A 24,867-nucleotide genomic window follows, 5' to 3' on the forward strand; every position below is an offset into this window, starting at 1 on the left:
CGAGTAACTGCCGAGCACCAAGTCGTCGAACAAGCAGAAGGCCCAGGCGGGAGAAATTTCTCCGGCCTGGGCCTTGTGGGGTGGCTGACGGGACTCGAACCCGCGACACCCAGGCACAAGATCGCAGGATTTCTGGGGGTACCGGAGCGTCCTCGAGCGACCCTGTCAACCCCGAAAGCGGCAGCTCAGGGGCGGATTTCTGTGGCGAGCCGCGTCCCTGTCGGTCCTTTGCCGTCCCTCGGTGTCTGCGCTCAGAAGTTGGAAATGAGTTGGAAAGGTTCGAGTCCTCGTCCCTTCGTCGTCCCGGTTCGTGCTCCCGGGGCGGTCGGCGTGTCGTGGATGCAACACGCCGGAGATCTCTGAAGGTTAGCAACCTGTTAGCAACTGTGCACGGCTGTGGGGAGCTCGAGTTTTCTTGCTGCTCGATCCGCAGCTGTACCAGCGGTTTGTACAGCGGCCGTGTGCTTGGGCTCGGTGGGTTGTCAGGAGGCGCGCCGGCCGTGGATGACCATGAGCGGGATGCGCTCGTCCGGACGCACTTCGAGGAGTACGGCCGCGTCATTGGGGCAGGGAGCGGGCGAAGGCTGCGCGTCTCCAACCATTGCTGAAGTTACGAGATGCGGACCCGGCGTATTACACGCAAATTCGTCTGGCCGAGCTCTCCGGCATGTCGCAGCAGAATGTCTCCTACCTGCTGTCGAAGCCCGCTGCGTCATAGTGGTGCCTCGCCGCCGGTCTTTCCCGGTGTTAGACCGATGGCGAGGGACCCTTGAGGTTTAGTATTGGATTTGTAACCTTTTCGCGGACGAATCCAATACTAAAGTGAGGCCGGTACGAGGATGGCGACGGACAACGCTCGCGGTGCGGGGCTGCTCGCGGAACTGGCTCGGCAGCCGTTGCGCACTGTCGGGTCCGTGGAGGCTGCTGCGGTCTCTCGCCATCCGCGACAGCAGTTGGCTCGGCTCGTTGAGCGGGGGGTGCTGCATCGGGTGGCGCAGGGCTTTTACGTCGTGGTCCCTCAGGAGTATGTCGGTACCTCATGGCTGCCGGGGCTGGAAGCGGTAGCGGCGGGGATCGGCACCGTGGTGTTCGGCGTCGACGACGCGATCGTGATGGGTGTCAGTGCCGCGCGGATGCATGGCGTGATCCCGCGTTCGTTAGGGGTTGCGTTGGTTGCGGTGCCGCGGCAGCGAGCTGCGTTGCAGTTGGTCGATCGGGATGCCTCGGTGCGGTTCGTCGCCCGTGATACGGCGCGGTTGGATGCGGAATTGATTCGAACGGAATTGGGTGGGGCGCTTGTGACTACGCCGGAGCAGACGGTGCTGGATCTGGCTCGCCGTCCGAATCTGGGAGACGCGGCCGTGGACGTGCCGGCCGCGATCCGGGCGTTGTATCGGCGGAGCGATCAGGAGAGGTTGGTCGAACTGGCGGCCGAGCAGCGCATGCGAGCGACGTTGGACCGAGTGACCGCGATGGTCGGTGAGTGATGAGTTCAGCATTCGACGAACGCGTCGATATCGCGTCCAAGTTCGGTGTGTCGGCCGCTCAGGTGCAGCGTGATTTCCTGATCTCGCTTGTGCTCGCGCATTTGGCCGAACGGCATGCCGATAGTGTGCTGTTCATCGGTGGCACCGCGTTGGCTCGCACGCATCTGCCCGATGGTCGCCTGAGTGAGGACATCGATCTGATCGCGCTGGGCAGGAGAACCGAGATCGCTGATCGGCTGACCCGCGAGCTGCCGCGCGCGGTGTTGCGTCGCTTCGGCAGGTTGAAATGGCGACCCGCCCTGATTGAAGTGTCGGGATCCGATGCCGCGTATCTCATGACTGATGACGAGAGCATCGTCCTGAAGATTCAACTGCTGTCACGGATTGGGATGCCGTCGTGGCCAACCGAGTCCAAGGGGCTTGTTCAGCGCTATCGGGACGCACCCGAGGCCGCGCTTCAGGTGCCGACGCTGCCCGCCTTCGTAGCCGGAAAGACAATGGCGTGGTGTGATCGCGCTGCTGCCCGAGACCTGTGGGATTTGTGGGCTCTCGCGAACATGGACGCGATCGACGGTGAAGCCGCCGAGTTGTTTCGCCGTCATGGGCCGACCAACAAGGCGCCGCAGCCATGGCAATTCGCCACCGCGCCGAGCGAGCGGCAATGGCATTCCCAGCTCGCGGGCCAAACCCGCCTAACTGTCTCGGCGCGGGACGCGCTCGAAATCGTAAGCGCGGCATGGGAACAGGTGGCTGGCTGAGGCTCGTGGCCTATCGAAGGTCAGAGCATCGGCGCGTCACTGTTGTGGTCGAAGTAGTAGCTGTCGGAGTTTCCGCAGTTGGCTGCGACGAATACCGTATTGCGCTGTCGCCGCGGGATGTCCAGGAATACGTATTGTCGCGCCAGGTGCCATCGACGTTGCTCGCCTGCTCGATGATGGCGACGTCGTGGAAGCCCTCTTCTTTCATTCGGCGGCCATGCCCGGACCCGCGAACCTGGCGCCGACGATCCCGATGGAAGGTCGCCGCAGGGCCGGCGGCGAATCCAATTGGTCCTTGATCGGCGTGTTGCTGGGAATTTTTGGGTAGCTCTCCGAATCCTTGTAGTCGTCGATCAGTCCTGGTATACAGTGTGACATTGATGACCATTTGTAACAACGATCACTGTTGCTTCGCATCGTGAGCCCATTCACTAGAAGAGCGTGAACCGTTGGTGGACAACGTGATTCGAGGATGTCGTGGTCGAATTCGAGATCGAAACGTTCCGATGGGATGGCATGGGGACGTGGAAGGGGGCTCGTCGATGAGCGCTCAAGCGGTGGATGGGGGGCGAATTCGTGGCGAAGCCATGCGTGCGCTGCGGGGGAATGCCTCCGAGACCGTGTTGTCGAGCCTCGGCACGCTCGGACGGGCGTTGCGGTCGGGGGCCGAAGCGGTCCGGGTGGGCAGTGAAGATGTGGTGCGGGGGCGTTTCCAGTGGCGGGAAAGCTTGCGGCAGGCCTGGTTCCTGATCACCGTCACGGCGATTCCGGGCGTGCTGGTCGCCATTCCGTTCGGGGTGATCGTGTCGGCGCAGGTCGGCAATATCGTGCATCAGCTCGGCGCGAATTCGCTGCTGGGTGCGGCCGGTGGCCTGGGGGTGATCAAGCAAGGGGCACCACTTGCCACGGGCTTGCTGCTGGGTGGCGCGGGCGCGGCAGCCATTGCGGCCGATCTGGGGGCGCGCACCATTCGCGAGGAGGTCGATGCCATGCGGGTGATGGGGATCGATCCGGTGCAGCGCCTCGTGGTGCCGCGCATCGCCGCCATGCTGGTGGTCGCGCCGTTGATCAACATCCTCATCATGGCCACCGGCATCACCGCCGGATATCTGATGTCGGTGGCCCAACTCGACGTGACGCCGGGCAGTTACTGGGAATCGTTCGGCGCGTTCGCGACACCGGTGGACGTGTGGGTGTCGCTGGTGAAGGCCGCGATCTTCGGGCTGCTGGTGGTGGTGATCGGCTGTCAGCGCGGACTCGAGGCGCGCGGCGGGCCACGCGGGGTGGCCGACGGGGTGAACGCCGCGGTGATCCTGTCGGTGGTGTCGATCGCTGTCGTCAATACCGGGATCACCCAGGTCGTGACCATGTTCTTCCCCACCAGGATCTCGTGATGGCGGCCTCGCCGTACGTGCCCTTGCCGCTGCGTCCCCTTGTGCAGGTGCGCCGGCATATTCATCCATGGAAACCGTTGGACGCCATCGGTTTCGCACTCGGCTTCGCTTGGCAGGTGCTCGCGGCGGTGCCACTTACCTTGCGGCACTACCGATCTCAAGTGATGGTGACGATCACCGATATGACCTGGGGTCGTGGTTCGGTCATCGTAGGCGGCGGCACGGCGGCGGTGATGGTGGTGATGGGCGCGGCGGTCGGCGCGTCGATCGGCATCGAGGCATACAGCGCGCTGAACATGGTGTCGCTGGGCCAGGCCAGCGGGCTGGTGTCGGCGTTCGCCAATACCCGGGAGCTCGCGCCGATCGCGGCGGGGGTCGGGTTCGCCGCGCAGGCCGGATGCCGCATGACCGCCGAGATCGGGTCGATGCGGATCTCGGAGGAGATCGACGCCATCGAGTCGCTCGGTATCCGGTCGGTGCCGTTCGTGGTGACCACCCGCGTGATCGCCGCGGTGGTGTCGATCGTGCCGACCTTCCTGATCGCGCTGATCCTCAGCTATGCGGCCTCGGCGCTGATCGTGACCACCCTGCACGGCGAGCCCAGCGGGGTCTACCAGCACTACTTCACCGACTATCTGTTCGGCTGGGACGTCCTGGCGGCGGTGCTGAAAGTGGTGGTGTTCGCGGTGGCGGTCATCCTGATCCATTGCTACCAAGGCTTTTTCGCTTACGGCGGTCCGGAGGGCGTGGGTATCGCCTCGGGCCGCGCCATCCGGGCGAGTTTCGTCGCCATCATCACGCTCGACATGGTGCTGACCCTGCTGTTGTGGGGCTACACCTCGCCGATCACGTTCTCCGGGTAGGGGGATCGCCATGCCTGCTTACGGATTACCGGGGGTCACGACGACTCCCAGGGCCGCGCGCGTCGCGGGACTTGCGGTCGCCGTGGCGACCGCCGCGGGAGTGCTTGCCACCCAGCTGATTCCGAACCGGCCCGATCCGGCCACCATGGCGGTGACCGTGCGGACCGAGCGCATCGGCACCGGCGTCGAAACCGGCAGCGATGTGCGTTTCGCGGGGGTGCGCATCGGATCGGTCACCGGCGTCGACCGGGAAGCCGATGGCAGCCAGCGGCTCGAAATGCGGATAGACAGAACCGATTCCGTCGGCCTGACCGATGCGCTGTCGCTGGATTACGCGCCCGGCAACCTGTTCGGCATCAGCGAGGTGGTGCTGAAACCTGGCAGCGGGGGCACCGCGCTGATCGACGCCTCGGTGATCGACCTGACCGGTCCCAATGCCGGTCGTGCCGCGGATGCCACGATCTCCGCACTGCTGAATTCGCTGGGGCAGTTCACCAATGACGTGCTCACCCCGCAGCTGACCGCGGTGCTGAGCAAGATTGCCACCGAGACCCGGGCCTTCGCGCCGCTCATGCAGGCCATCGTCACCACGATGCAGGCGGTCGCCGATACGCAGCGGCTGCCCTCGTCGTTCCTGCTCGAGCAGTACGGGTCCACGCTGGCGGGACTGCCGCCGACGGTGCGCGGGCTGCTGGATCTGCTCAACGCCCCCTTCTCGAACGCGTACCTGGCCCAGCCGGGGAAGATCGACAAGTTCAACGCCAACCTGGACATGATCAAAGACGACCTGCTCACCGCGGCGAACGACCTGCTGATCACCGGCCGCACCCACTACGCCGAATACGTCGACATCCTCACTCCGCTGCTGACCGCGCTGGCACACACCGTGCCCCGCCCGCAGCAGTCGAGCGCCGAACTCGCCGAACTGCTGCGCCGCCTGCACGAGGCCATGCCGGATAACGGCAACGGCCCGGTGCTGAACCTGTCCGTCGCGCTGCGCGGGGTGCCCGCCGTGGCGGTTCCGCTGGCCGGACTGCTCGGCGCGACGCCCACACCCGCCGGGGGTGAACGATGAAATCTGTTCCCGCGCTGGCGATCAAGCTCGGCAGTTTCGCGGTCGCCATGCTGCTGTTGCTGTTCGGTGTGTTCCAGGCCTTGCAGCGGCCGGTGGACGACACCCGTAGCTTTACCGCGCTGTTCACCGACGCGAATGGCTTGCGTGCCGGAAACGACGTGCGGCTGTTCGGGGTTCGCGTGGGCAAGGTGTCGGGGATCGCCCTGGACGGGGCGCGGGCCAAGGTCACCTTCACCATGCGCACCGATCACCCCATGTACGCCAACAACACCCTGGCCATCCGCTATCAAAGTCTCACCGGGCAGCGGTATCTCGATGTCCAGCAGGCCGAGAGTCCGGCGGGGCGGACGAATCCGGGCGACACCATCGGCGTCGACCGCACGGTCCCGGCCTTCGACATCACCACCCTGTTCAACGGCCTGCAACCGGTGCTGGCGGAGTTGACACCGCAGGATCTGAATCGCTTCGCCGACAGCATGATCAGTGTGCTGAACGGTGACGGCACCGGCCTGGGTCCGGCCCTGGACGCCATCGAGAAGCTGAGCGATTACACCACCGACCGGCAGGCGGTGATCTCCACGCTGGTGCGCAATCTGGCGTTGGTGGCCGATCAGATCGGCGGCAGCTCGGGCAATGCCATGGTGATGATGTCGCAGCTCACCGCGATCTTCGTCGAGCTCCAGGAGAAGATCGGCGGGCTCATCGATTTCGGCGTCACCATCCCGCCGGTGCTGCGGCCGGCCATGAGCCTGCTCTACACGCTCGGCCTCACCGGCGATCCGAATCCGGACCTGGACAACCTGATTCGCGTCGCCATGCCGGATCCGGCCCAGGCGGTGCGGACGCTCGGGCAGGTGCCCGCCCTGCTGCAATCGCTCACCGCGCTGGTGCCGGACCCCGGGACCGTGCCGACCTGTTCTCAGGGCACCGCGCAAGCGCCGCAACCGCTGCGCGTGCTCATCGCCGGACAAAGGATCGCATTGTGCAACGGCTGACGAAACCCACTGCGCGGCCGCGCATTCGGCGGGCATCCGGTCCGCCTCCGGACGATGCCACCCGTCGTCGGCTCGATATTCGCTGGGGAGTGATCGGACTGGTCGTGGTCGTGGCGGCCGCCATCGGCATCACCGTGCTGTCGACCGTGCAGACCGGCGTGCGCGATTACTCGGCGTTCCTGACCGATGCCGCCTCGCTGCGCACCGGTGACGAAGTGCGGGTCGCGGGCCTGACCGTGGGCAAGGTGACCGCGCTGGAGCTGAAGGCCGACCGGGTGCTCATGCGTTTCACCGTGGACGACGCCGTATTCGTCGGTGACCGCACCACCCTTGACGTGCGCATGCTCACCATCGTGGGCGGCCACTATCTTGCGGTGCAGCCCGCGGGCGAAGAACCCTTGGGCGACACCACCATTCCGTCCGATCGCGTGGTGCTGCCGTACAGCCTGCCCCGCGTATTCCAGGACGCGGTCACCCCGCTACGACAGATCGACGGTGACGTGCTGCGGCGCAGCTTCGGTGAACTCGCCCAAGCCGTCGAGACCACGCCGGACGGCTTCCGGCGCATGACCACTGCGGTCGGCACCATCGTCGGCATCATGGATCAGCAGAATGCGCAGGTCTCCAAGATGCTGTCGGTCTCCGACGAGTACCTGACCGCGCTGGCGCGCAACAAATCGGTGGTCGGCACGCTCATCGCCCGCTTCCGGATCCTCGAGACGCTGGTGGCGGACAACCAGGCGCAGGTCGGGGAATCGTTGGCGAACCTGGCCACCGTGCTGAGCCAGGTCGCGCCGCTGGCGCGCCTGTGGACCTCGGACGGCGCACCCGCCGCGCAGGTGGTGACCGATTCGATCGACGCGCTCCAGCAGCTGGCCGACAAACTGGGCGCGCTGCGGGACGCGCTGACCGGCGTGGGCGCGAAGCTCACCGCACTCGCCGGTCCGGAGGACCGGTCCGGGCAAGCTCCGCCCGCCGTGTGCGTACCGGTCCCGGGAAGGAACTGCTGATGCTGACCCGATTGTTCGCCGCGCGCGGCTTCCTCTCCGCCGTGGTCGTCGCCGGGCTGGTGCTCGGCGCGGTCGTCGGCTATCAGATACTGCGGCCCACACCGGAGCTTCGCGCCTACTGCGCCGACATGCCGGACGCCATCGGGCTGTACGAGGGCAGCGACGTCACCGTCATGGGCGTGCGCGTCGGTTCGGTGACCGGCGTCCGGCCGCACGGCGCCACCGCCCGGGTGGAGTTCGAGATACTCGCCGGACGCCGCCTGCCCACCGACGTCGGCGCGACCACCCTCGCCGATTCCCTTGTCGCCGACCGCAAACTCGCGCTCATCGGGGCCGAACCCGCTGGGCCGGGCTGGGATTCGGGCCGCTGCATCACCAATACCGTGACGCCGAAGAGCCTCAGCGCCACCTTCAGCGCGCTGGCCGGGCTCGCCGATCAGCTCAGCGGCACCGGCGACCCGGACCGGCCGAATCTGCTGGCGCGCGGGATCACCGCCGCCGACACCGTGACCGCCGGCACCGGCGAGCAGATCAACGCCATCATCCAGCGGCTGGGCACGGCCCTGAACTCGCCCGACGCGGCCATCGGCCATATCGGCGCACTGCTGGACGCGCTCGGCTCCCTGGCGCACAGCGCCGCCACCTACTGGCCGGAAGTCAAGGACATGCTCACCCGCCTCGCCCCAGCCCTCGACGCCGTCAACAATGTCGTCGTGCCGCCGGTGCTGACTATCATCACCGAATTGCACGACGTGCTGCCCGCACTCAACAACCTCACCGTCACCCTCGGCGGCCCCCTGCTGCGCAAGCTGGACGCGGTGGAGAACCTGCCGCAGCTGTTGCAGGCCGGTGTCGGCTCGCTGAGCGGTCTGCTGCAACTGGTTCCGTCGATCGGCACGGCCTTCACCCGCCTGGTCGATCCGGCGACCGGAGCCGTCTCGGTGGCCTATGCCGCACCGAATATCGCTGTGCCGCAGGCGGATGCGGGCCAGGTGTGCGCGGCGGCCGACGCACTCGCCCCGGGCAGCTGCACCGACGCCGGGAACGGCCTGGTGACCGTGCCGCTGGCCCGGGTACTCCTGGGATCGGTGGGTGCGCGATGAACATGCCACTGCGCCAACGTATTCCGCTGGTCTGCGCCACTACGCTGGTGCTGACCCTGGGGGGCTGTGGATTCGACCCCGCCGCCATCCGGCTGCCGGGCACGTCGGTCTCCGGCCCCGCCTACCCACTGCGCATCCAGTTCGGCGATGTGCTCAACCTGCCACCCGGCGCGAAGGTGCTCGCCGACGGTGTGGAGGTCGGCTCGCTCACCGCGGTCCACGTCACCGATACCAGCGTCGCCGAGGGAAAACCGGCTCGGGGGTACGTCACCGCCGATATCGAAGTGCGGCAGAGTGTCCGGCTGCCCGCGGATGTGCGTGCCGAACTCCGGCAGGCGACCCCGCTGGGCGATGTCCACATCGCCCTCACCTCGCCCGCGCGCAGCACTGCCTCCGCGCTCCGGCCCGGGGATGTCATCCCGCTGGCACAGACCACCCGTGCCCCGCAGGTGGAGGACACCATGGCCGGCCTCGCCACCGCGCTGGGCAGTGGTGCGGTCAGCGATATCCAGGACACCGTGCGCCAGATCAACGCGGTGCTCCCGGCCGATCCGGCCGAAACCGCCCGCGTGTTCGGCGTGATCGGTCAGGACCTCACCGATGTCGCGGCCGATCAAGCCAGCCTGGATCGGCTGCTGGACGGCTTGACCGCGGTCGATGCCGCGGCCATCGACTACCTGCCGGCCCTGCGCGCGATGCTCACCGACGAGGGCACCGAGCACCTCACCGCCTCCGTCCAAGCCGTGATCAACGTCTTCTACATGTTCACCAACCTCGGTCCCGTCGCGCACAGCGCGCTGTGGCTGGCCCCGCTCGTCGCCGGTCTCGACGATGCCGCGAAAGCGTACGTGCCCATGCTGTTCGGTAATCGGCCGCTGGATCTGAACGCCGGTTCCAACCTGTCCCGGCTGATCGACCTGATTCGCGACAAGCTGATCCCCTTCGCCGAGCACGGCGCGACGGTGAACCTGGTGCGGACCACCGTGGCCGGTCCCGATCCCGAGGTGAGCGCCACCGATCGGACCGATCGGATCATCGACACCCTGCGCATGATCGGAGCGGTGAAATGAGTTCCGGCGACAAGACACTCACCCGCCGCGTGCGGCCCGCCTCGATCGCCTCGCTGACCGCGATGCTGGCCGTGCTGCTCCTCGGCGCCTCCTATCTGACCTTCGGGCTGCTGCGCTTCGACCCGTTCGCCGAGCACATCACCGCCCGTCTGCTGCTCGCCAACTCGGGCACGGTCCGTGACGGAACGCCGGTGCTGCTCACCGGAATCGAGGTCGGGCGGGTGACCGAGGTGCACAAGGTCGCGGACGGCGTCGAGGTGCGATTCCGGATCGACGAGGACTTTCGGGTCCCGGCCACCAGTGCGGTGCGGATCGAGAACCTCTCGGCGCTCGGCGAGCCGTACATCGAGTTCCGGCCGGCCTCCGACGCGGGACCGTACCTGTCGGACAATCAGCTGCTCGACGCTCGAACCGTGGCCGCGCCCATGCTGATTCCGGATCTGTCGGCCAAAGTGGTGCAGGTCGTGGGCCAATTCGATCCGAAGGCCATCGCGAATCTGGTCGCGACTCTGGACCGGGCCTTCGCGGGGACCGAGGGGCAGCTGCCGCGCGTGGAGCGTGCGAGCACACTGCTCGCCGCCACCGTGCTCAGCCGTACCTCGCTGATCCGCCAACTGCTCACCGATCTGCAGACCGCCGGTGCCGATATGGCCTGGACCGGACCGGCGCTGGCCGATTCCGGGCCCTACTGGTCGCTGTTCGCGACCCGCGTCGACAGCCTGGTCACCACCGCCTCCCGGCTCTTCGAAGTCGGTGACTCCCCGGACGACTACCTGCGCGGTGACGGCCTCGTCCCCTTCCTGAAGCAGCTCGACGAGTTCCTGGCGAAGAACGGTCCGGGCTTCGCGCAGCTGGCCCCGATGCTGCGGCCCATGATCACGCAGACCACCGATGCCATTGCGCCGCTGGATATCTCCGCGCTGATCAGCACCGCCCTCGCCACCGTCGGCGACGACGGCACCGTCCACCTTCAGGTGGGCGTCAAGTGAATACGGCCCATAACCACCGCGGAAGGTGAAACCGATGACGACCACCACGACCGAACCGGCAGCAGCCGAAACAGCGACCCCCGCAGACGAATCCGGGCGAGGGTCGGGCGGGCCGCGGCAGCTCACGCTGTCGGTCCCCACACTGCTGACCGCCGTCGCCTTGATCGCGTTTAGCGCGGTGGCGATCACGTTCGCCGCCCTGTACTTCTCCTCGCGCTCGGATCTCGCGGCCGAGCGCGCGCAGGCGGCCGACAACCGGCACGCCGAACAGCTGGCCATGGACTACGCGGTCGGCGCCTCCACCATCGACTATCGCGATACCAAGGGCTGGCTGGGCAAGCTCAAGTCCAACACCACCAAGGGGTTGTCGGACAAATTCGATGCCACCGCAACGCAATTGGAGCAGATCCTGCTGCCCTTGCAGTGGACCTCGAAGGCAACGCCCGTGCAGGCCGCGGTGGTCTCGGAGAACAACGGCATCTACAAGGTGAACGCCTTCCTCGATGTCGACTCCACCAGCGTGCAGACCCCGCAGGGCGGTCGCGTCACCGTCACCTACACGGTCACCCTCGACGGGAACAACGGCTGGAAGATCACCGACGTGGGCGGCGGGCTGGACGCCCTGCCCGCGAAGTAACCGTTCGGCGCTACAACTACAGAAGGGGTGGGAAAACATGGACTGGGCGAGCATCGCCGCGGACCTGCGCCACCATTGGTACCTCTACGCCGCCATGCCGTTCGTGGCCGCGGCGATCGGGTACTTCACCAAACTGGTCGCGGTCGAAATGCTGTTCCGGCCACTGGAATTCGTCGGCATCCCACCGTTCCTGGGTTGGCAGGGCCTGGTGCCGCGCTACTCCGCGCGAATGGCCACCGTCGCGGTGGATCTCATGCTGTCGCGACTGGTCGACCCGCAGGAGATCATCGACCGCATCGACCCGGCCGAACTGGCCGTGCATGTGCAGGCCCCGATGCTCTCCACGGTCGAGGACATGGTGGACGAGATCATGACGCGCTACCGGCCCGGCCTGTGGGAGCTGATCCCGCCGACGGTGCGCCACCTGATCGTGCGCCGCATTCAGGGGGATGCGCCGCAACTCATCGCGCAGATGATGAACGATCTCAAGGAGAACGTGAACCTGGTCTTCGATCTGCGCACCATGGCCATCGACGCGCTCATGCGGGACAAAGAGCTGACCGTCCGGATGATTCGCGATATCGCCGCGCCCGAAATGCGATTCATCATCCGCTCCGGGCTGGTGTTCGGTTTCGCGCTGGGCATCGTGCAGGCCGCGGTCTGGGCGCTCACGCATTCGGCGCTGATCATGCCGCTGTTCGGCGCGTTCGTCGGCTACTCCACCGACTGGCTGGCGCTGCAAATGATCTTCCGCCCCGTCGAACCCAAGCGTTATCTCGGAGTCTTCCGCTGGCAGGGGCTGTTCCATCAGCGCCGCGACGAGGTGGCGGTGGATTACGGCAAGCTCATCGCCGATGAGATCCTCACCCCGGCCAACATCATCCAGGCCATGCTCACCGGTGCGCAGTCCGACCGGTTGTTCTCCCTGATCGACCACGAGATAGAGCGCGTGATGGATCAGCAGATGGGGCGCGCCAAACCGATCGTCGAGCTGGCGGTGGGCAATCTGTCGGATATCAAGCACGACATCCTGACCGCGGTGCGGCAGCGACTACCCGAGAGCACCCAGCAGATCGAGCAGTACACCATCGAGGCCATCGACGTCACCGCCCTCATCGCCGAGAAGATGAAGCTGATGACCAGCGAGGAGTACGAGGGGCTGCTGCGGCCGGCGTTCAAACAGGACGAATGGAAGATCGTCACCGTCGGCGCGGTGCTCGGATTCCTGATCGGTGAACTTCAGGTCCTGTTGTTGTTGCATTGAGCGGCAAGCGATTCCGGCGCGGATTCAGCCCGCGTCGGGCAGGGGCTGCGGCAGTAGATGGTTTCGGGCGAACTCGCGCATGGCGGCCTCGTCGTCGACCGGGATCAAGCCGTCGGGGATGAGGACCAGTGAGATGAGCAGGCGGGCCAGTAGTTCGGCGTGGATGGTGACATCGCCGGCGGGTGCGTTGCTCTCCAGGAGATGTTCGGAGATGATCCCGCGGGTGAGCGCGAGGATGAGTGGGCCGTGGGTCGAGGTGAAGTAGTACAGCGCTTCGGGTTCGGTTTCCCGTAGCCGATTGAGCAGGATGTGCTCTCGAATCCCGCGTGTCACCGTCACGATGGCTTCGGCCACGATGTCGGTGGGGTCGTCGAAACCGGCCGTGGCATCGCGGACCTTGCCCGCCGCCATCTGGACCTCTGCCATACCGACCGCGGCGACCAGGCTGTCCTTGTCCTGGAAGCGCCGGTACAGGGTCTGCCGGGAAACCTTGGCGCGGCGGGCGATCTCGCCGACGTTGGCCCGGCGGACGCCGACCAGTTCGAATTCGGTGCGGGCCGCGTCGAGGATGGCGGCCCGCAGTGGATCATTGTCGCCGCGCTCGGGATCCGTTGCCGACAGCATGGCTAGCCATTGGTCCGGATCGCTCATGTCATCACCCTTTTCCTCCGCCCGCCACTACGGAAACTGATGATACAAGCGTGTCGCTCTGTAACTGCCATCGGCAGCCGGTGCGTCCTACAGGCCCTTCTCGATGAACTCGCCCGCCTGATCGAGCAGGCCGACGGCGACGGAGTGCAGGAAGTCGCCGGTGGCTTTCGGGGCCTTGCCCGCGACCGCGCGGGCGTGCGTGCCCTCGAGCACGATGGCGAGTTTGAACGAGGCGAGCACGGTGTACCAGAGCACGTCGTCGATCGGACGGTCCGCGACGGCGGCGTAGTGCTCGACCAAGTCGGTGCGCCGGACCAGCCCGCCGGCCCGGCCGAGCGGATGGTGGTGTTCGGTGACCGAGCCGGGTTCGGGCCAGGTGGTCAGCAGCCAGCCCAGGTCCAGCAGGGGGTCGCCGATGGTGCACATCTCCCAGTCCACGATGGCGGCCACCCGGGCGCTGTCGAAATCGAACATGAGGTTGGCGACGTGGAAGTCGCCGTGCATGATGCCGGGCCGGAAGGCGGCGGGCCGTCTGCCGGTCAGCCAGGTCGCGATGTGCTCGATACCCGGCAGCTGTCCGCCGGCGTATCCGTCGAGTTCGCCGTATCCGTCGAGTTCGGCCAGCCAGCGCGGCACCTGGCGGTCCAGGAAGCCGTCGGGTCGGCCGAAATCGCTCAGCCCCACCGCATTCGGGTCGATGGTGCCGAGCGCGGAGAGCGCGTCGATCACCTCCAGCCCCATCTGCCGTCGCAGGCGCGCGGAGGTCGTATGGGATGCGGGCAGCTCCACCGTGGCGTTGAATCCGAGCACCGGTTCCATCAGATAGAACACCGAACCCAGCACGGACTCATCGGGTTCGGCGGCGATCAGGCGTGGCACCGGCACCAGGGTGTCGCCGAGCGCGGCCAGCAGCCGGGCTTCGCGGCGCAGTACTTCGTTGGTGCGCCCGCGCGGATGCGCCGGCCCGCGGCGCAGCACATAGGGAGTGTCGCCGACGCGGAAGCGGTACATCAGGTTCTGGGTGCCCCCGCCGATCGGCTCGATGTCGGTGATGGGACTGCCGCCCAGCCCCTGTCCGGACAGCCACCGCTGCACGACGTTCCAGTCGACGGCGCGCGGGGCGGAGGTTCGTGCACCCGTATCGGAGGGGCGCGGCGTGGTCTCAGAGGGACTTGTCACGATGAATTCCCAAGGCTCGATGGAGATCACGGGCCACCACGGCACGCATCAGTTTGCGGACCAGCCAGGACCGCTGAGAGGTGTAGGGGTACCAGATCGGCATGGCCGGGGTCGGTACGCGGGGCAGCGTGATCGACTGGACGCGGCAGTATTTCCGGATCCCGGACGCCCCGCCCATGCGGGAGCCGATTCCGGACTGCTTCCAACCCGATTGGGTGAGTGGGTACATGGGCAGATCAGCGAGCACGTCGTTGACATTGACCGCGCCCACCTCGAGTTCGCGGGCCAGGGCCGCGCCGCGCCTCGTGTCACCGCACCAGACGCTGGCCGACAAGCCGTAGGGGGAATCGTTGGCCATGCGCACCGCCTCGGCGGCATCGGCGACCTTCATCACCGGCAGGGTCGGGCCGAAGGTCTCCTCGCGCATACAGGCCATGGTGTGGTCGACATCGACCAGCACCGTCGGCTCGAAGAAGGTGCCGGTCCCGGTGCGCTTGCCGCCGGTCAGGATTCGAGCTCCGGCGGCGACGGCCTGTTCGACCTGCGCGCGCACGATTTCGGCTTGGGCCTCGGTGGCGAGCGGGCCGATGTCCTGTGGGTCGCTTGGGGAGTCGAGCCCCTGGCGCAGGGAGCCGACTTTCGCGGCCAGCTTGGTCACGAACTCGTCGTAGACAGGCGCTTCCACGTAGACGCGTTCGACGGAGATGCAGACCTGACCGGAGTTGACCATGCCGCCCCAGGCGATGGCCTCCGCGGCGCGGTCGATATCGGCGTCGGCCAGCACGATGGCCGGATCCTTTCCGCCCAGTTCCAGGCTGCACGGGATCATCCGCTCGGCGGCGACGCGGGCGATCTTGCGGCCGGTCGCGGTGGAGCCGGTGAACTGGACGTAGTCGACCGCATCTACCACCGCTGCGCCCGTATCGCCGAGTCCGGCAATGATTTCCAGCACGGGCGGCGCTCCGATCTCGCGCCAGCCACGGGCCAGCAGCAGTGCCGACAGGGGCGTCACCTCGGAGGGTTTGACCAGCACCGCGCACCCGGCAAGCAGTGCGGGCACGGTGTCCATGGTGGGCATCAGCAGCGGGAAATTCCACGGCGCGATCACACCTACGAGCGGATACGGCCGGAATACGTGCACCAGGCGTTTGATCTGCTGCACCGGTCCGCTGGGCCGTACCTGTTCGTCGGCGAGGAATCCGGCGGCGTGCGCGGACCAGTAGTTGATCAGATCGGCGACCATCAGCACTTCGAGTTGCGCTTCGAAGCGGGGACGGCCGGACTCGGAGTGGATGGTCTCGGCCAGCTCGGCTTCGTGGTCGAGAATCCAATCCCGCAGCGCGCCCAGCCATTTCGCGCGATGCTCGGGGCCGATGCGCTCCCATTCCCGCTGTTCGGCGCGCACCCGCTCGGCCAGCTCCGGAATATCGGCGGCTGGAACCGCGGGCGCCGATCCCACGACACGGCCGTCGGCGGGGTTGCGGACCTCGATCGTCATCACGGCACCTTCGTCTCTCGCACCGGCAGTTCGCGTTTGAGCACCTTTCCCGCCGGATTGCGGGGCAGGGTGTCGAGCAGGATCACGTCGCGGGGCGTCTTGTAGCGGGCCAGATGGGCGCGCACGTACTGCTTGACGGAGTCTTCGGTCAATTCCGCTCCGGGTGCGGGCACCACGAAAGCGGCCAGCCGCTGGCCGAATTCGGGGTCCGGGACGCCGAGCACGGCGGCCTCCACGATCGCCTCGTGCGCGCTCAGCAGTTCCTCGATCTCGCCGGGGAAGACGTTCTCGCCGCCGGAGACGATCATGTCGTCGTCGCGGCCGTCGACGAACAGCCGCCCCGCGGCATCGAAATGGCCGACGTCGCCGGAGGCCATCAGGCTGTCGATGATCTCCTTGCCGCCGCCCCCGGTGTAGCCCTCGAACGGGATGGTGTTGCGGACGAAGATGCGTCCGGTAACCCCTTGCGGCACTTCGTTTCCGGCGTCGTCGAGGAGTTTGACGGTGACGCCCAGCGGCGGTCTGCCGACGCATCCGGGTGCGGCGCGCAGGTCCTGTGGGTTCGCGACGGTGATGTAGGCGACCTCGGTCGAGCCGTACCCGTTGTAGAGCACCGGGCCGAACACCGCCATGGCGCGCCGGCACAGCTCCGCGCCGAGATGCGACCCGGCCACCAGCATGATGCGCAGCCGCGACAGGTCGCGAGCGGCGATCGCCTCGTCACCCAGATCGAGGATGCGCCGCACCATGATCGGCACCATGATGGCCGTGGTAACCCGGTGGCGTTCCAGGCTTTCCAGCGTGGTCGCCGGATCGAATCGCCGCCGCAGCACCAGGGTGGAGCCGAAGGCCAGCGTCCCCAGCGAGTATCCGAAGCCGAGCGCGTGGAACATCGGCACCGCGCACTCGATCACCTCACCGGCGCGCAGCGGCACCCGGGACAGGATGGCCGCCACCGGGGCCAGCGAGCGCGGCTCGGGACGCGGTGCGCCCTTCGGGGTGCCGGAGGTGCCGCTGGTCAGAATGACAACCTTGGGTGCGCGTCCCGGCGCGGGCGGGGCGGTGGTCGGAAAATCCCGTGCGAGCGCATCCAGGGTGCCGTCGGCGGGAGCGTCGGTCCAGGCCCGCCAGCATCCGCGCAGCGGGTCCGGGCCGGTGAGCAGGGCGGCGAACTCCTCGTCGTGCACCAGCAGGTCGACGCCTTCGCGCGCCATCACCTCGTGCAGCTGCGGACCGGCGAAGTCGGTGTTCAGCAGGATGATTCGCGCACCGCACTTGGCGGCGGCGATGGTGGCCTCCAGGAACCCGCGGTGGTTGCGCGCCAGGATGGCCACACCCTCGCCGGCGCGCAGGCCGTGTGTCCGCCAGCCGTTGGCGATGGCATTTGTCCGCCGGTCCAGTTCGGCGTAGGTGGTTTCGCCGCGCTCGTCGATGATCGCGACGCGATCGCCGTGCCGGATGGCCGCGATACCGGCCAGACCGCCCAGCACCCCGAACCGGCGCACGACCAGGCCCATGGCCAGCAGACGGGCCGGCGATTCCGGTTCCAGCACCCCGCTGCGCGCGCACAGGCGCAGATAGGTGATCTCGGCGGCGGCGCGCGCACCGACCGCGACGAGGCTTTCGAATACGTTGAGCACCCTCGGTTCTCGCTCTCCAGGGGCGCGTGGCGGGAGCAGTGGCCGGGCCGCGCTCATGCGGAGATCCGGTCGAGGTAGCGTCGCCGGGCGTCGGCGTCGACCTTGGTGGTGAACATCGAGTCGAGGCCGGTCGCCCGGAGGATCGGCCCGAACACGCTGCGCGGCAGGTACTTCTGCGCGAGGCTGGCCGCGGCCACCACCTTCGGTACCCGCACCATCGGCCGCGGCCGCCGCAGCAGCGCGACGATCGCCGCGGCCACCTTCTCGGGCTCGGTACTGCCGATCACGGGGGCACGGGTGCCCGCGATCAGTTCGGTATTGATGAATCCCGGTAGGACGTATGAGAACTGGACGCCGCTGCCGTGGTACTCCAGCCGGGCGGACTCGGTGAACGAGATGACCGCGGCTTTGCTCGCGCAATAGGTCGCCGCGCCCGGCATATACCCTTCGCCGGCGAGCGAGGAAATATTGATCACGTGGCCGCGCCCGCGCGGCAGCATGTGCCGCAGGGCGAGTTTGGTCCCGTAGATCACACCCAGCAGGTTGATCTCGACCATCCTGCGTGAGAGCGCGTCGGTCTCCTCGTGCAGCGGCCCCACGGGCATGATGCCCGCATTGTTCACCAGCACATCGACTGCACCGCAGCTGGTTTCGGCGTATTTCAGCAGTTCGGCGAAGGACTCGGGATCGGTGACGTCGACGCGCCGGTACGTGCTGATCCCCAGCTGTTCGGCCGTCGTCCGCAGGCGCTCGGTGTCGATGTCGCCGATCACCACCTGTGCGCCCTGGGCGATCAGGGTCCGGGCGATGGCCGCGCCGATGCCCCGCGCGCCTCCGGTCACCACCGCTACCTTGCCGGTGAGCCGGGCGTCGCGGGCGCTCATGCCGTCGCCTGGAAGACGGGCCGGTCGAGGCTGGTCAGTCGCACGGGCAAACCGTCCGCGGGCGTCGGCAGCCGGGAGAAGTCGTACTTCGCCCGGTACCCGGGCCGCACGCTCCACTCGTAGTTGATCAGCATGGCGTGCAGGATCGACTTGATCTCCATGCCCGCGAAATAGAGGCCGATGCATTTGTGCGCACCGCCGCCGAAGGGCGCCCACGCGAACTTGTGCACCCGGTCCTCGCGCCGCTCCTCGGAGAATCTGTCCGGATCGAAACGTGAAGGGTCGGGCCAGTATTCGGCCATATTGTGGTTGAACTGTGGGATCAGGAAGACGATCGTGTCCTTCGGGACGAAGTGCCCGAGGATCTGGGTGTCGGCCACGGTCTGCCGGAAGGTCACCGAGATGGGCACCACCATCCGGATCGATTCCTTCATCACCAGATCCAGCGTCGCGAGCCGATCGAGATCGGCGAAGTCGAGCTCGGTCTTGCCCAGCGCCATCGACTCCGCGCGTGCCCGCTCCTGCCATTCCGGATGCTGCGCCAGGTTGGCGATCATCGTGTTCATGGTGCTGGTGGAGGTGTCGTGCGCGGCGAAGAGCACGAAGATCATGTGGTTGACGATGTCCTCGTCGGTGAAGCTCTCGCCCTCGGCGGAGACAGCCCGGCACAATGCGCTGAACAGGTCGTTGCCGTCACCGGCGCGCTTGGCGGGCAGCCGCGATCGCACGAACTCCTCGAGCGTGCGCCGGCCCGCCACTCCCTTGGCCCAGTTGAGGCCCGGAACCGGGTACCGCACCAGCGCGGCCGCGCCGCCGAGCATGTCGTGGAAGGCGTGCGTGATGACCTCGAGCTCGGCGGCGGTGAGGTCGTCGCCGAAGAAGATGCGCCCCGCCAGCTCCAGCGAAAGGTTCTTGATGGTCGGCAGCATGCGGCGCTCGCCGCTGGACCACTCCGAGATCCGCTGCTGGATAACCGGATTCATGATCTGCTGATAGCCCTCGAGCCGGGGCCGGGTGAACGCCTGCTGCATGATCCGGCGGTGCTGCATGTGCTCCTCGAACTCGAGCAGGAGCAGCCCGCGCCGTACGAAGGGGCCGGTAGCCAACTGCCACGCGTCGGTATTGCCGAAAGCCTTGTCGCGGTTCATGAATACCGTCTCGGCGGCATCCGGCCCGAGCGCGACCACACCGCGGCGGCCGAGCATGTTCATCCACGAGACAGCGCCGTAGCGGTCGTAGCGATTCCGCGCCCAGGCCGCTTGATCACGGAAGAAGAGGGGGACGTTGCCCACGATCGGCAGGCCGCCGTGGCCGTGCACCTGGGCCAGATCGCTGTCCGGGGGCGGCGCGGGGAACTCGCCGGGACCCCGCACGATGTGCTTGATCCGGCTCGCCGAAGCGAGGATGTCGGCCGCTTTGGCGTGCGACCACTGCCGTCGCCCGGGCCCGCTGTCCAGCGGGCCCCTGTGTGGCACCGGAGGTTTGGAGATATCGGTCATGATCGCTGCCCCTTTGCAGAGATGCCGGACCCGGGAACCGGCTCGTGATGGGTTCGAATTGCCTGGTGTGTCAGTGAGTTCGCGCGGTGCGGGCCTTGGCCACGGTGTAGAACTCCGGCGGTCCGGCCGCCGCGTCGAGGGCGCGCACGATCGCGCGGCAGGAGGCCAGCTGTGTGGTGGTCGGCCGCGGCTGCATGAGCATGTTCTGGCAGATCGGCGGCATGCAGACGACAGTGCCGGGCCATATGGCAATCAGCAGCCGCCGGGCAGGTGCGGGCAAGCCGAAGGGTTCACGGAAATAGCTGATGCCACGTGCCGCGCGCTCGTCGAGCGAGAGCAGCGGGCGGTAGGAATCCATGGCTTCGCGTAGCTCGTTCCAGGTGGCCGGGGCATTCTTCAAGCCGAACTTGCGGCCGATGACAGCCGTATCCCCGATGAAGCGATCGAGATCGGCGGCGCTGAGCGGCTGGGGTCCGAAACGCTGGTAGGCCGCGGCGACCGCCCCGAACGTCGTCATATGTACCCACAGCGCCAGCTCGGGTTCGCGGGCGTCGTAGGTTCCGCCGTCGGGCGTGCTCCCCTGCACCGGCTTGTGGGCGTGGTTGGTGTGCCGGATGCCGTCGCGCGCCTGCTCGGAATCCCCGTAGACGATGCGCTGCAACGTATTCAGCGTGCGCATCAGGCGGCCGTTGGGATCGGAGGTGAAATCGGTGTGTTCGGCGAAACCGTGGAAGGCGCGCGGATGCAGTCCCTGCATGGTGACGGCCGCGGAGCCGCCGATCAGGACCGAGCGGTCGGCGAACACCCGCCAGATCACGCTGTCGGGGCCGAACCACCCGGGATCTCCGGGAATGCCCGCGTCCGCGGCGGTGAGCGGCGGCTCGAAGGTGGCCAATCCGCGCTGCATGACGGAACCGGCCAGGAGCCGGGCCGTTCGGCCCGCGACCGCGGCCGCAATGCCGGCGGCCAGCTCCGGGGCGGCCGGTCCGGTCGGCTCCCATACCGGCCAGGCCCGCCGTTCCTGGCCGGCCGAGCTCTTGGTCGATGTCATATCGACACCCCTTCGTATCGCTGTGACAAGGCGAGGTCGGTGACATCGTCCCGGCGCATGCGTCGCCGAGATCGATTCCACCGCCTCCAGACGGGACACCGCTGAGAGGCAAAGTGTCAAATCTGTTTATTTGTAACTCGACGATAGCATCGGCCGGTCCAGGGGGCCAGCCCTCGCCGCGCCCGAGTGTGTCGGCGCGGACCGGTATCCGGTAGCGGTGAGGCCTCAGCCCGATTCGGGGAGCGTCCCGCGAAGCCGCCTGGGGGTCAGGTGTATTCGCGTGAACTCACGCATCGCCGCGTCGTCGTGCACCGGGATCGCGCCGTCCGGGATGAGTACCAACGACAACAGCAGCCGGGCCAGCAGTTCCGCGTCGATGGCCGCGACTCGCGGCGCTGCGCTGCCGTCGATGAGGTGATCGGCGATGATGCCCCGAGTCAGCGCCAGTGCCAATGCGCCATGGGTGGCGGCGAACCGGAACAGCTCCTCGGGCTCGGTCTCGCGTAATCGGTTGAGCAGCTTGTGTTCGTGAATCGCGCGCGTGATCGCGACGAAGGCCTCGATCGGCGCTTCGCCGCGGTGCTCGGCGCCCTCGGCCGCGGCGTCCGCGATCTGCGCCGCGACCCGGAACTCCGCCATGCCCACCGCCGCGACCAGGTCTTCCTTGTCCTGGAATCGCCGGTAGAGGGTCTGACGGGAGACCTTCGCGCGCCGCGCGATCTCGCCGATATTCGCGCGGCGAATGCCGACCAGCTCGAATTCGGCGCGTGCCGCATCCAGGATCACGGTCCGCACCGGATCGTCGGCACCGTTGGAGCCGGTTGCCGGCGGCCAGTGGCCTGGATTGCTCATGCTCGCCACGCCGAACCCCTTGTCGTCTCGGGTGTTTCGGTCCATGTGGGTACGTCGGCGGGTCGGTTCGCGCCCCTCATGACGCCCGGCCTGCGTCTCGTCCGCACCGATCGGGTGCTTGCCTCATCACAGAGGCGATGATACAAGTTAGTCACTATGTAACTCTGTTGTTCGCGGGGCACCCGACGTGGTTCGTGATCGCACCCGGCGATGCGAGAACGCGTTGCGACCCGCCTGTCAGGCTGGAGCGCAGATCGATGAAGATCGCCGTGGACACTGCCAAATGCGCCGGGCTCGGCGTTTGTGAATCCCTCGCGCCCGACTATTTCGAAGTCGGGCCGCAGGGCTCGGCCGTCGCGCTACGGCCCGACGTGCCCGAGGCCGATGAACACACGGTGCAGGACGCGATCGCCGCCTGCCCGACCCAGGCATTGCGGTCGACCCGGTGACCGGCCACCGCCTGGTCATCGTCGGCGCCTCGCTGGCCGGGGTGCGCGCGGCCGAAGCCGCTCGCGCCGAGGGGTTCACCGGAGCCATCACGCTCATCGGCGCGGAATCCGCTGCACCCTATGATCGCCCGCCGCTGTCGAAAGCTTTTCTCGAATCCCCGACCGCGTCCGCGCCACCCGCGCTGCGGTCCGAGGCGACCCTGCGCGACGACCTCGGCGTCGATCTACGGCTCGGCCGCGCGGCCACCGGACTCGACACCTGGGACAAGCGAATCAGGCTGGGCGAGGAGGAGGTTCGCTATGACACACTGATCATCGCAACCGGTGCCCGTCCGCGCGCCCTGCCCGGCGTCGGCGGGCTCGACGGTGCGCACGTGCTGCGTACCCTCGATGATGCTCGCGCGGTGCGGGCCGCACTGGATCGCGGTGCTCGCACCGTCGTCATCGGGGCGGGATTCATCGGCTCCGAAGTGGCGTCCGGCGCGCGGGCGCGCGGCCTGACCGTGACGGTGGTGGAGGCACAGCCCACTCCTTTGGTGCGTGCGATCGGGCATGAGCTCGGGCAACGCTTGGCCGAGCTGCATCGCGCCAATGGCACCGACCTGCGCTGCGGTACCGGGGTGCGCTCGATCATCGGCTACAACTCGGTGGATGAGGTGCATCTGGAGGACGGCAGCATCCTGCCCGCCGATCTGGTCGTGGTCGGCATCGGCGCGGATCCCGCCGTCGACTGGCTGGCCGGTTCGGGGCTCACCCTCGACGACGGGATCGTCTGCGATGCCACCTTGTGGACCGGAGTCGACGGCGTGTACGCGGCCGGCGACGTGGTGAACTGGCACAACCCGCGCTTCGATCGGCGCATGCGCCTCGAGCACTGGACCTCGGCCACCGAACAGGCGGCCCGTGCCGTCCGCAACGCACTCGATCCGGCTGCCGCGCAACCGTATTCGACGGTCCCGTACTTCTGGTCGGACTGGTACGGCACCCGCATCCAGTTCGTCGGCCACCCCGACTGTGACGAGGTGCTGATCGTCGATGACGACGGCGACCGGCTGACGGCGCTGTACAGGTCCGGCGACGAGCTGACCGGTGTGCTCACGCTGAACCGGCCCGGCGACATCATGAAGTATCGCGCCCTGATCACCCGCCACGCGTCCTGGCCGGATGCCCTCGACTTCGCCGAAATTCGCAGGCGCGCAACCGCTGCCGCCTCCTGACCGCTGCCGTCAAGGCCGAAAAGGACTCGTTGATGAACCCCGGACCCGCCTATCTCTACGATGCGCTGCGCACCCCGCGCGGCAAGGGCCGCAAGACCGGCGCACTGCACAGCGTCAAACCCCTGGACCTGGTCACCGGCCTGATTCATGAACTGCGCCAACGTCATCCGGGACTGGATGCCGACCGGATCGACGATATCGTGCTCGGCATCGTCACCCCGGTCGGCGATCAGGGCATGGATCTGGCCAAGGCCGTGGCCATGTCCGCGGGCCTGCCCGATACGGTGGCCGGCCTTCAGCTCAACCGCTTCTGCGGTTCCGGTCTGGAGGCGGTCAACACCGCCGCCCAGAAGGTCGCCACCGGCTGGGATTCGCTGGTGCTGGCCGGTGGGGTGGAGTCGATGTCGCGGGTGCCGATGAGCTCCGACGGTGGGCCGCACGTGCTGGACCCGGTAACCAACTATGACCACTATTTCGTGCCGCAAGGTATCGGCGCGGACCTGATGGCCACGCTCAACGGGTTCGGGCGGCGGGATGTCGACGAGTACGCGGCCCGCTCCCAGGAGCGCGCGGCGGCGGCGTGGAGCGGCGGCTACTTCGCGAAATCCGTTGTGCCGGTCCGCGATATGAACGGGCTGATGATCCTCGACCACGACGAGCACATGCGCCCGGACGCCACCGCCGATACGCTCGCGGCGCTGCCGTCCGCGTTCGCGAGTATCGGCGAGGTGGCCGGGTTCGATGCGGTGGCGCTCCAGAAATATCACTGGGTGGAGCGCATCGAGCATGTGCACACCGCCGCCAACTCCTCCGGCATCGTCGACGGGGCCGCCCTCACTTTGATCGGATCTGCCAGTGCCGGTGCGGAATTGGGCCTGACGCCGCGCGCACGCATTGTCGCCGGCGCGGTCACCGGAGCCGACCCGACGATCATGCTGACCGGGCCGATGCCCGCCACCCGCAAGGTGCTGCGTACCGCCGGACTCGAACTCGGCGATATCGACCTGTTCGAGGTGAACGAGGCATTCGCGGCGGTAGTACTCACCTACATCGAGGAATTCGGTCTCGACCCCGACCGGGTCAATGTCAACGGCGGCGCGATCGCGATGGGTCATCCGCTGGGTGCGACCGGAGCCATGCTGGTCGGCACCATGATCGACGAGCTGGAGCGCCGGGACCTGCGCCGCGGCCTGATCACCCTCTGCGTCGCCGGGGGCATGGGCATCGCCACCATAATCGAACGGGTATAGCACCGAAACTGTTGTGCGGCCTCCGGATTCATCGCATCCGGAGGCCGCGCTT

General features: G+C 67.4%; 23 protein-coding genes. 15 read left to right on the forward strand and 8 right to left on the reverse strand.

Going from position 1 to position 24,867, the window contains the following annotated elements; translation table 11 throughout:
- Positions 1–839: 839 nt before the first annotated feature.
- From NI1_RS32030 to NI1_RS32085, 12 genes are all read left to right on the forward strand, one after another.
- Positions 840–1,487 carry a type IV toxin-antitoxin system AbiEi family antitoxin domain-containing protein gene (locus tag NI1_RS32030; RefSeq protein ID WP_067828519.1) on the forward strand — a complete coding sequence of 216 codons (648 nt, stop codon included), beginning with the start codon at positions 840–842 and terminating at the stop codon, positions 1,485–1,487.
- On the forward strand, positions 1,487–2,245 hold the full coding sequence (locus tag NI1_RS32035) for a nucleotidyl transferase AbiEii/AbiGii toxin family protein (RefSeq protein ID WP_067828522.1): 759 nt from the start codon (positions 1,487–1,489) through the stop codon (positions 2,243–2,245). The genes NI1_RS32030 and NI1_RS32035 overlap by 1 nt, the downstream gene beginning before the upstream one ends.
- Before the next feature lie 542 nt (positions 2,246–2,787).
- The gene (locus tag NI1_RS32040; protein ID WP_067829192.1) at positions 2,788–3,639 is read left to right on the forward strand and encodes an MlaE family ABC transporter permease; all 852 of its coding nucleotides are present in this window, start codon (positions 2,788–2,790) and stop codon (positions 3,637–3,639) included.
- A complete protein-coding gene (locus tag NI1_RS32045) occupies positions 3,639–4,502 on the forward strand; it encodes an ABC transporter permease (RefSeq protein WP_067828525.1) in 864 nt (287 codons plus the stop codon). Before NI1_RS32040 ends, NI1_RS32045 begins: the two co-directional genes overlap by 1 nt.
- 10 nt (positions 4,503–4,512) lie before the next feature.
- Entirely contained in the window at positions 4,513–5,577 is a 1,065-nt protein-coding gene (locus tag NI1_RS32050; protein WP_067828528.1) for an MlaD family protein, read from the forward strand.
- The gene (locus tag NI1_RS32055) at positions 5,574–6,572 is read left to right on the forward strand and encodes an MlaD family protein (protein WP_067828531.1); all 999 of its coding nucleotides are present in this window, start codon (positions 5,574–5,576) and stop codon (positions 6,570–6,572) included. The genes NI1_RS32050 and NI1_RS32055 overlap by 4 nt, the downstream gene beginning before the upstream one ends.
- On the forward strand, positions 6,560–7,582 hold the full coding sequence (locus tag NI1_RS32060) for an MlaD family protein (RefSeq protein ID WP_169815661.1): 1,023 nt from the start codon (positions 6,560–6,562) through the stop codon (positions 7,580–7,582). The genes NI1_RS32055 and NI1_RS32060 overlap by 13 nt, the downstream gene beginning before the upstream one ends.
- Entirely contained in the window at positions 7,582–8,685 is a 1,104-nt protein-coding gene (locus NI1_RS32065) for an MlaD family protein (RefSeq protein ID WP_067829200.1), read from the forward strand. Before NI1_RS32060 ends, NI1_RS32065 begins: the two co-directional genes overlap by 1 nt.
- On the forward strand, positions 8,682–9,755 hold the full coding sequence (locus tag NI1_RS32070; protein WP_084524083.1) for an MlaD family protein: 1,074 nt from the start codon (positions 8,682–8,684) through the stop codon (positions 9,753–9,755). The genes NI1_RS32065 and NI1_RS32070 overlap by 4 nt, the downstream gene beginning before the upstream one ends.
- Positions 9,752–10,744 carry an MlaD family protein gene (locus NI1_RS32075; RefSeq protein WP_084524084.1) on the forward strand — a complete coding sequence of 331 codons (993 nt, stop codon included), beginning with the start codon at positions 9,752–9,754 and terminating at the stop codon, positions 10,742–10,744. The genes NI1_RS32070 and NI1_RS32075 overlap by 4 nt, the downstream gene beginning before the upstream one ends.
- Before the next feature lie 34 nt (positions 10,745–10,778).
- On the forward strand, positions 10,779–11,381 hold the full coding sequence (locus tag NI1_RS32080) for a hypothetical protein (RefSeq protein ID WP_067828534.1): 603 nt from the start codon (positions 10,779–10,781) through the stop codon (positions 11,379–11,381).
- Positions 11,382–11,418: 37 nt separating this feature from the next.
- Positions 11,419–12,645, forward strand: a complete 1,227-nt coding sequence (locus tag NI1_RS32085; RefSeq protein WP_067828537.1) for a DUF445 domain-containing protein — start codon at positions 11,419–11,421, stop codon at positions 12,643–12,645.
- Between the two features lie 24 nt (positions 12,646–12,669).
- Here NI1_RS32085 and NI1_RS32090 read toward each other — a convergent pair whose 3' ends face one another.
- The 8 genes from NI1_RS32090 to NI1_RS32125 form a co-directional block, all read right to left on the reverse strand.
- Positions 12,670–13,296 carry a TetR/AcrR family transcriptional regulator gene (locus NI1_RS32090; RefSeq protein ID WP_084524085.1) on the reverse strand — a complete coding sequence of 209 codons (627 nt, stop codon included), beginning with the start codon at positions 13,294–13,296 and terminating at the stop codon, positions 12,670–12,672.
- Between the two features lie 87 nt (positions 13,297–13,383).
- Positions 13,384–14,475, reverse strand: coding sequence for a phosphotransferase family protein (locus NI1_RS32095; protein ID WP_084524086.1), 1,092 nt, complete (start codon positions 14,473–14,475; stop codon positions 13,384–13,386).
- Positions 14,459–15,973 (reverse strand): aldehyde dehydrogenase family protein, encoded by a 1,515-nt coding sequence (locus NI1_RS32100; RefSeq protein ID WP_067828543.1) that lies wholly within the window; start codon positions 15,971–15,973, stop codon positions 14,459–14,461. Before NI1_RS32100 ends, NI1_RS32095 begins: the two co-directional genes overlap by 17 nt.
- Complete coding sequence (locus NI1_RS39635) at positions 15,973–17,613, reverse strand: acyl-CoA synthetase (protein WP_067828546.1); 1,641 nt, start codon at positions 17,611–17,613, stop codon at positions 15,973–15,975. Before NI1_RS39635 ends, NI1_RS32100 begins: the two co-directional genes overlap by 1 nt.
- Before the next feature lie 53 nt (positions 17,614–17,666).
- Positions 17,667–18,497: an SDR family oxidoreductase gene (locus NI1_RS32110; RefSeq protein WP_067828549.1), complete on the reverse strand. Its 831-nt coding sequence runs from the start codon at positions 18,495–18,497 to the stop codon at positions 17,667–17,669.
- Entirely contained in the window at positions 18,494–19,996 is a 1,503-nt protein-coding gene (locus tag NI1_RS32115) for a cytochrome P450 (protein ID WP_084524088.1), read from the reverse strand. The genes NI1_RS32110 and NI1_RS32115 overlap by 4 nt, the downstream gene beginning before the upstream one ends.
- Before the next feature lie 70 nt (positions 19,997–20,066).
- Positions 20,067–21,047, reverse strand: coding sequence for an oxygenase MpaB family protein (locus tag NI1_RS32120; protein ID WP_067828552.1), 981 nt, complete (start codon positions 21,045–21,047; stop codon positions 20,067–20,069).
- A 225-nt stretch (positions 21,048–21,272) separates the two neighbouring features.
- Positions 21,273–21,944 (reverse strand): TetR/AcrR family transcriptional regulator, encoded by a 672-nt coding sequence (locus tag NI1_RS32125; RefSeq protein ID WP_084524089.1) that lies wholly within the window; start codon positions 21,942–21,944, stop codon positions 21,273–21,275.
- A gap of 212 nt (positions 21,945–22,156) precedes the next feature.
- Between NI1_RS32125 and NI1_RS32130 the strand changes: the two genes are divergently transcribed.
- Genes NI1_RS32130 through NI1_RS32140 form a run of 3 tightly spaced genes read left to right on the forward strand, consistent with a single transcriptional unit; the run spans position 22,157 to position 24,815 of the window.
- Positions 22,157–22,348: a ferredoxin gene (locus tag NI1_RS32130; protein ID WP_067828555.1), complete on the forward strand. Its 192-nt coding sequence runs from the start codon at positions 22,157–22,159 to the stop codon at positions 22,346–22,348.
- Positions 22,345–23,565, forward strand: coding sequence for an NAD(P)/FAD-dependent oxidoreductase (locus NI1_RS32135; RefSeq protein WP_067828559.1), 1,221 nt, complete (start codon positions 22,345–22,347; stop codon positions 23,563–23,565). Before NI1_RS32130 ends, NI1_RS32135 begins: the two co-directional genes overlap by 4 nt.
- A 32-nt stretch (positions 23,566–23,597) precedes the next feature.
- On the forward strand, positions 23,598–24,815 hold the full coding sequence (locus NI1_RS32140; protein WP_067828561.1) for an acetyl-CoA C-acetyltransferase: 1,218 nt from the start codon (positions 23,598–23,600) through the stop codon (positions 24,813–24,815).
- The last annotated feature ends 52 nt before the right edge of the window (positions 24,816–24,867 follow it).

The sequence above is a fragment of the Nocardia inohanensis NBRC 100128 genome (assembly GCF_001612945.1).
In the GTDB taxonomy this organism is placed as follows: domain Bacteria; phylum Actinomycetota; class Actinomycetes; order Mycobacteriales; family Mycobacteriaceae; genus Nocardia; species Nocardia inohanensis.

What these genes read in the sequence shown, in the direction of transcription:
- NI1_RS32030 (WP_067828519.1), top strand. Translation starts at nt 840, where the DNA reads ATGGCGACGGACAACGCTCGCGGTGCGGGGCTGCTCGCGGAACTGGCT.
- NI1_RS32035 (WP_067828522.1), top strand. Translation starts at nt 1,487, where the DNA reads ATGAGTTCAGCATTCGACGAACGCGTCGATATCGCGTCCAAGTTCGGT.
- NI1_RS32040 (WP_067829192.1), top strand. Translation starts at nt 2,788, where the DNA reads ATGAGCGCTCAAGCGGTGGATGGGGGGCGAATTCGTGGCGAAGCCATG.
- NI1_RS32045 (WP_067828525.1), top strand. Translation starts at nt 3,639, where the DNA reads ATGGCGGCCTCGCCGTACGTGCCCTTGCCGCTGCGTCCCCTTGTGCAG.
- NI1_RS32050 (WP_067828528.1), top strand. Translation starts at nt 4,513, where the DNA reads ATGCCTGCTTACGGATTACCGGGGGTCACGACGACTCCCAGGGCCGCG.
- NI1_RS32055 (WP_067828531.1), top strand. Translation starts at nt 5,574, where the DNA reads ATGAAATCTGTTCCCGCGCTGGCGATCAAGCTCGGCAGTTTCGCGGTC.
- NI1_RS32065 (WP_067829200.1), top strand. Translation starts at nt 7,582, where the DNA reads ATGCTGACCCGATTGTTCGCCGCGCGCGGCTTCCTCTCCGCCGTGGTC.
- NI1_RS32070 (WP_084524083.1), top strand. Translation starts at nt 8,682, where the DNA reads ATGAACATGCCACTGCGCCAACGTATTCCGCTGGTCTGCGCCACTACG.
- NI1_RS32075 (WP_084524084.1), top strand. Translation starts at nt 9,752, where the DNA reads ATGAGTTCCGGCGACAAGACACTCACCCGCCGCGTGCGGCCCGCCTCG.
- NI1_RS32080 (WP_067828534.1), top strand. Translation starts at nt 10,779, where the DNA reads ATGACGACCACCACGACCGAACCGGCAGCAGCCGAAACAGCGACCCCC.
- NI1_RS32085 (WP_067828537.1), top strand. Translation starts at nt 11,419, where the DNA reads ATGGACTGGGCGAGCATCGCCGCGGACCTGCGCCACCATTGGTACCTC.
- NI1_RS32090 (WP_084524085.1), bottom strand. Translation starts at nt 13,296, where the DNA reads ATGAGCGATCCGGACCAATGGCTAGCCATGCTGTCGGCAACGGATCCC.
- NI1_RS32100 (WP_067828543.1), bottom strand. Translation starts at nt 15,973, where the DNA reads ATGACGATCGAGGTCCGCAACCCCGCCGACGGCCGTGTCGTGGGATCG.
- NI1_RS32110 (WP_067828549.1), bottom strand. Translation starts at nt 18,497, where the DNA reads ATGAGCGCCCGCGACGCCCGGCTCACCGGCAAGGTAGCGGTGGTGACC.
- NI1_RS32115 (WP_084524088.1), bottom strand. Translation starts at nt 19,996, where the DNA reads ATGACCGATATCTCCAAACCTCCGGTGCCACACAGGGGCCCGCTGGAC.
- NI1_RS32120 (WP_067828552.1), bottom strand. Translation starts at nt 21,047, where the DNA reads ATGACATCGACCAAGAGCTCGGCCGGCCAGGAACGGCGGGCCTGGCCG.
- NI1_RS32125 (WP_084524089.1), bottom strand. Translation starts at nt 21,944, where the DNA reads ATGGACCGAAACACCCGAGACGACAAGGGGTTCGGCGTGGCGAGCATG.
- NI1_RS32130 (WP_067828555.1), top strand. Translation starts at nt 22,157, where the DNA reads ATGAAGATCGCCGTGGACACTGCCAAATGCGCCGGGCTCGGCGTTTGT.
- NI1_RS32140 (WP_067828561.1), top strand. Translation starts at nt 23,598, where the DNA reads ATGAACCCCGGACCCGCCTATCTCTACGATGCGCTGCGCACCCCGCGC.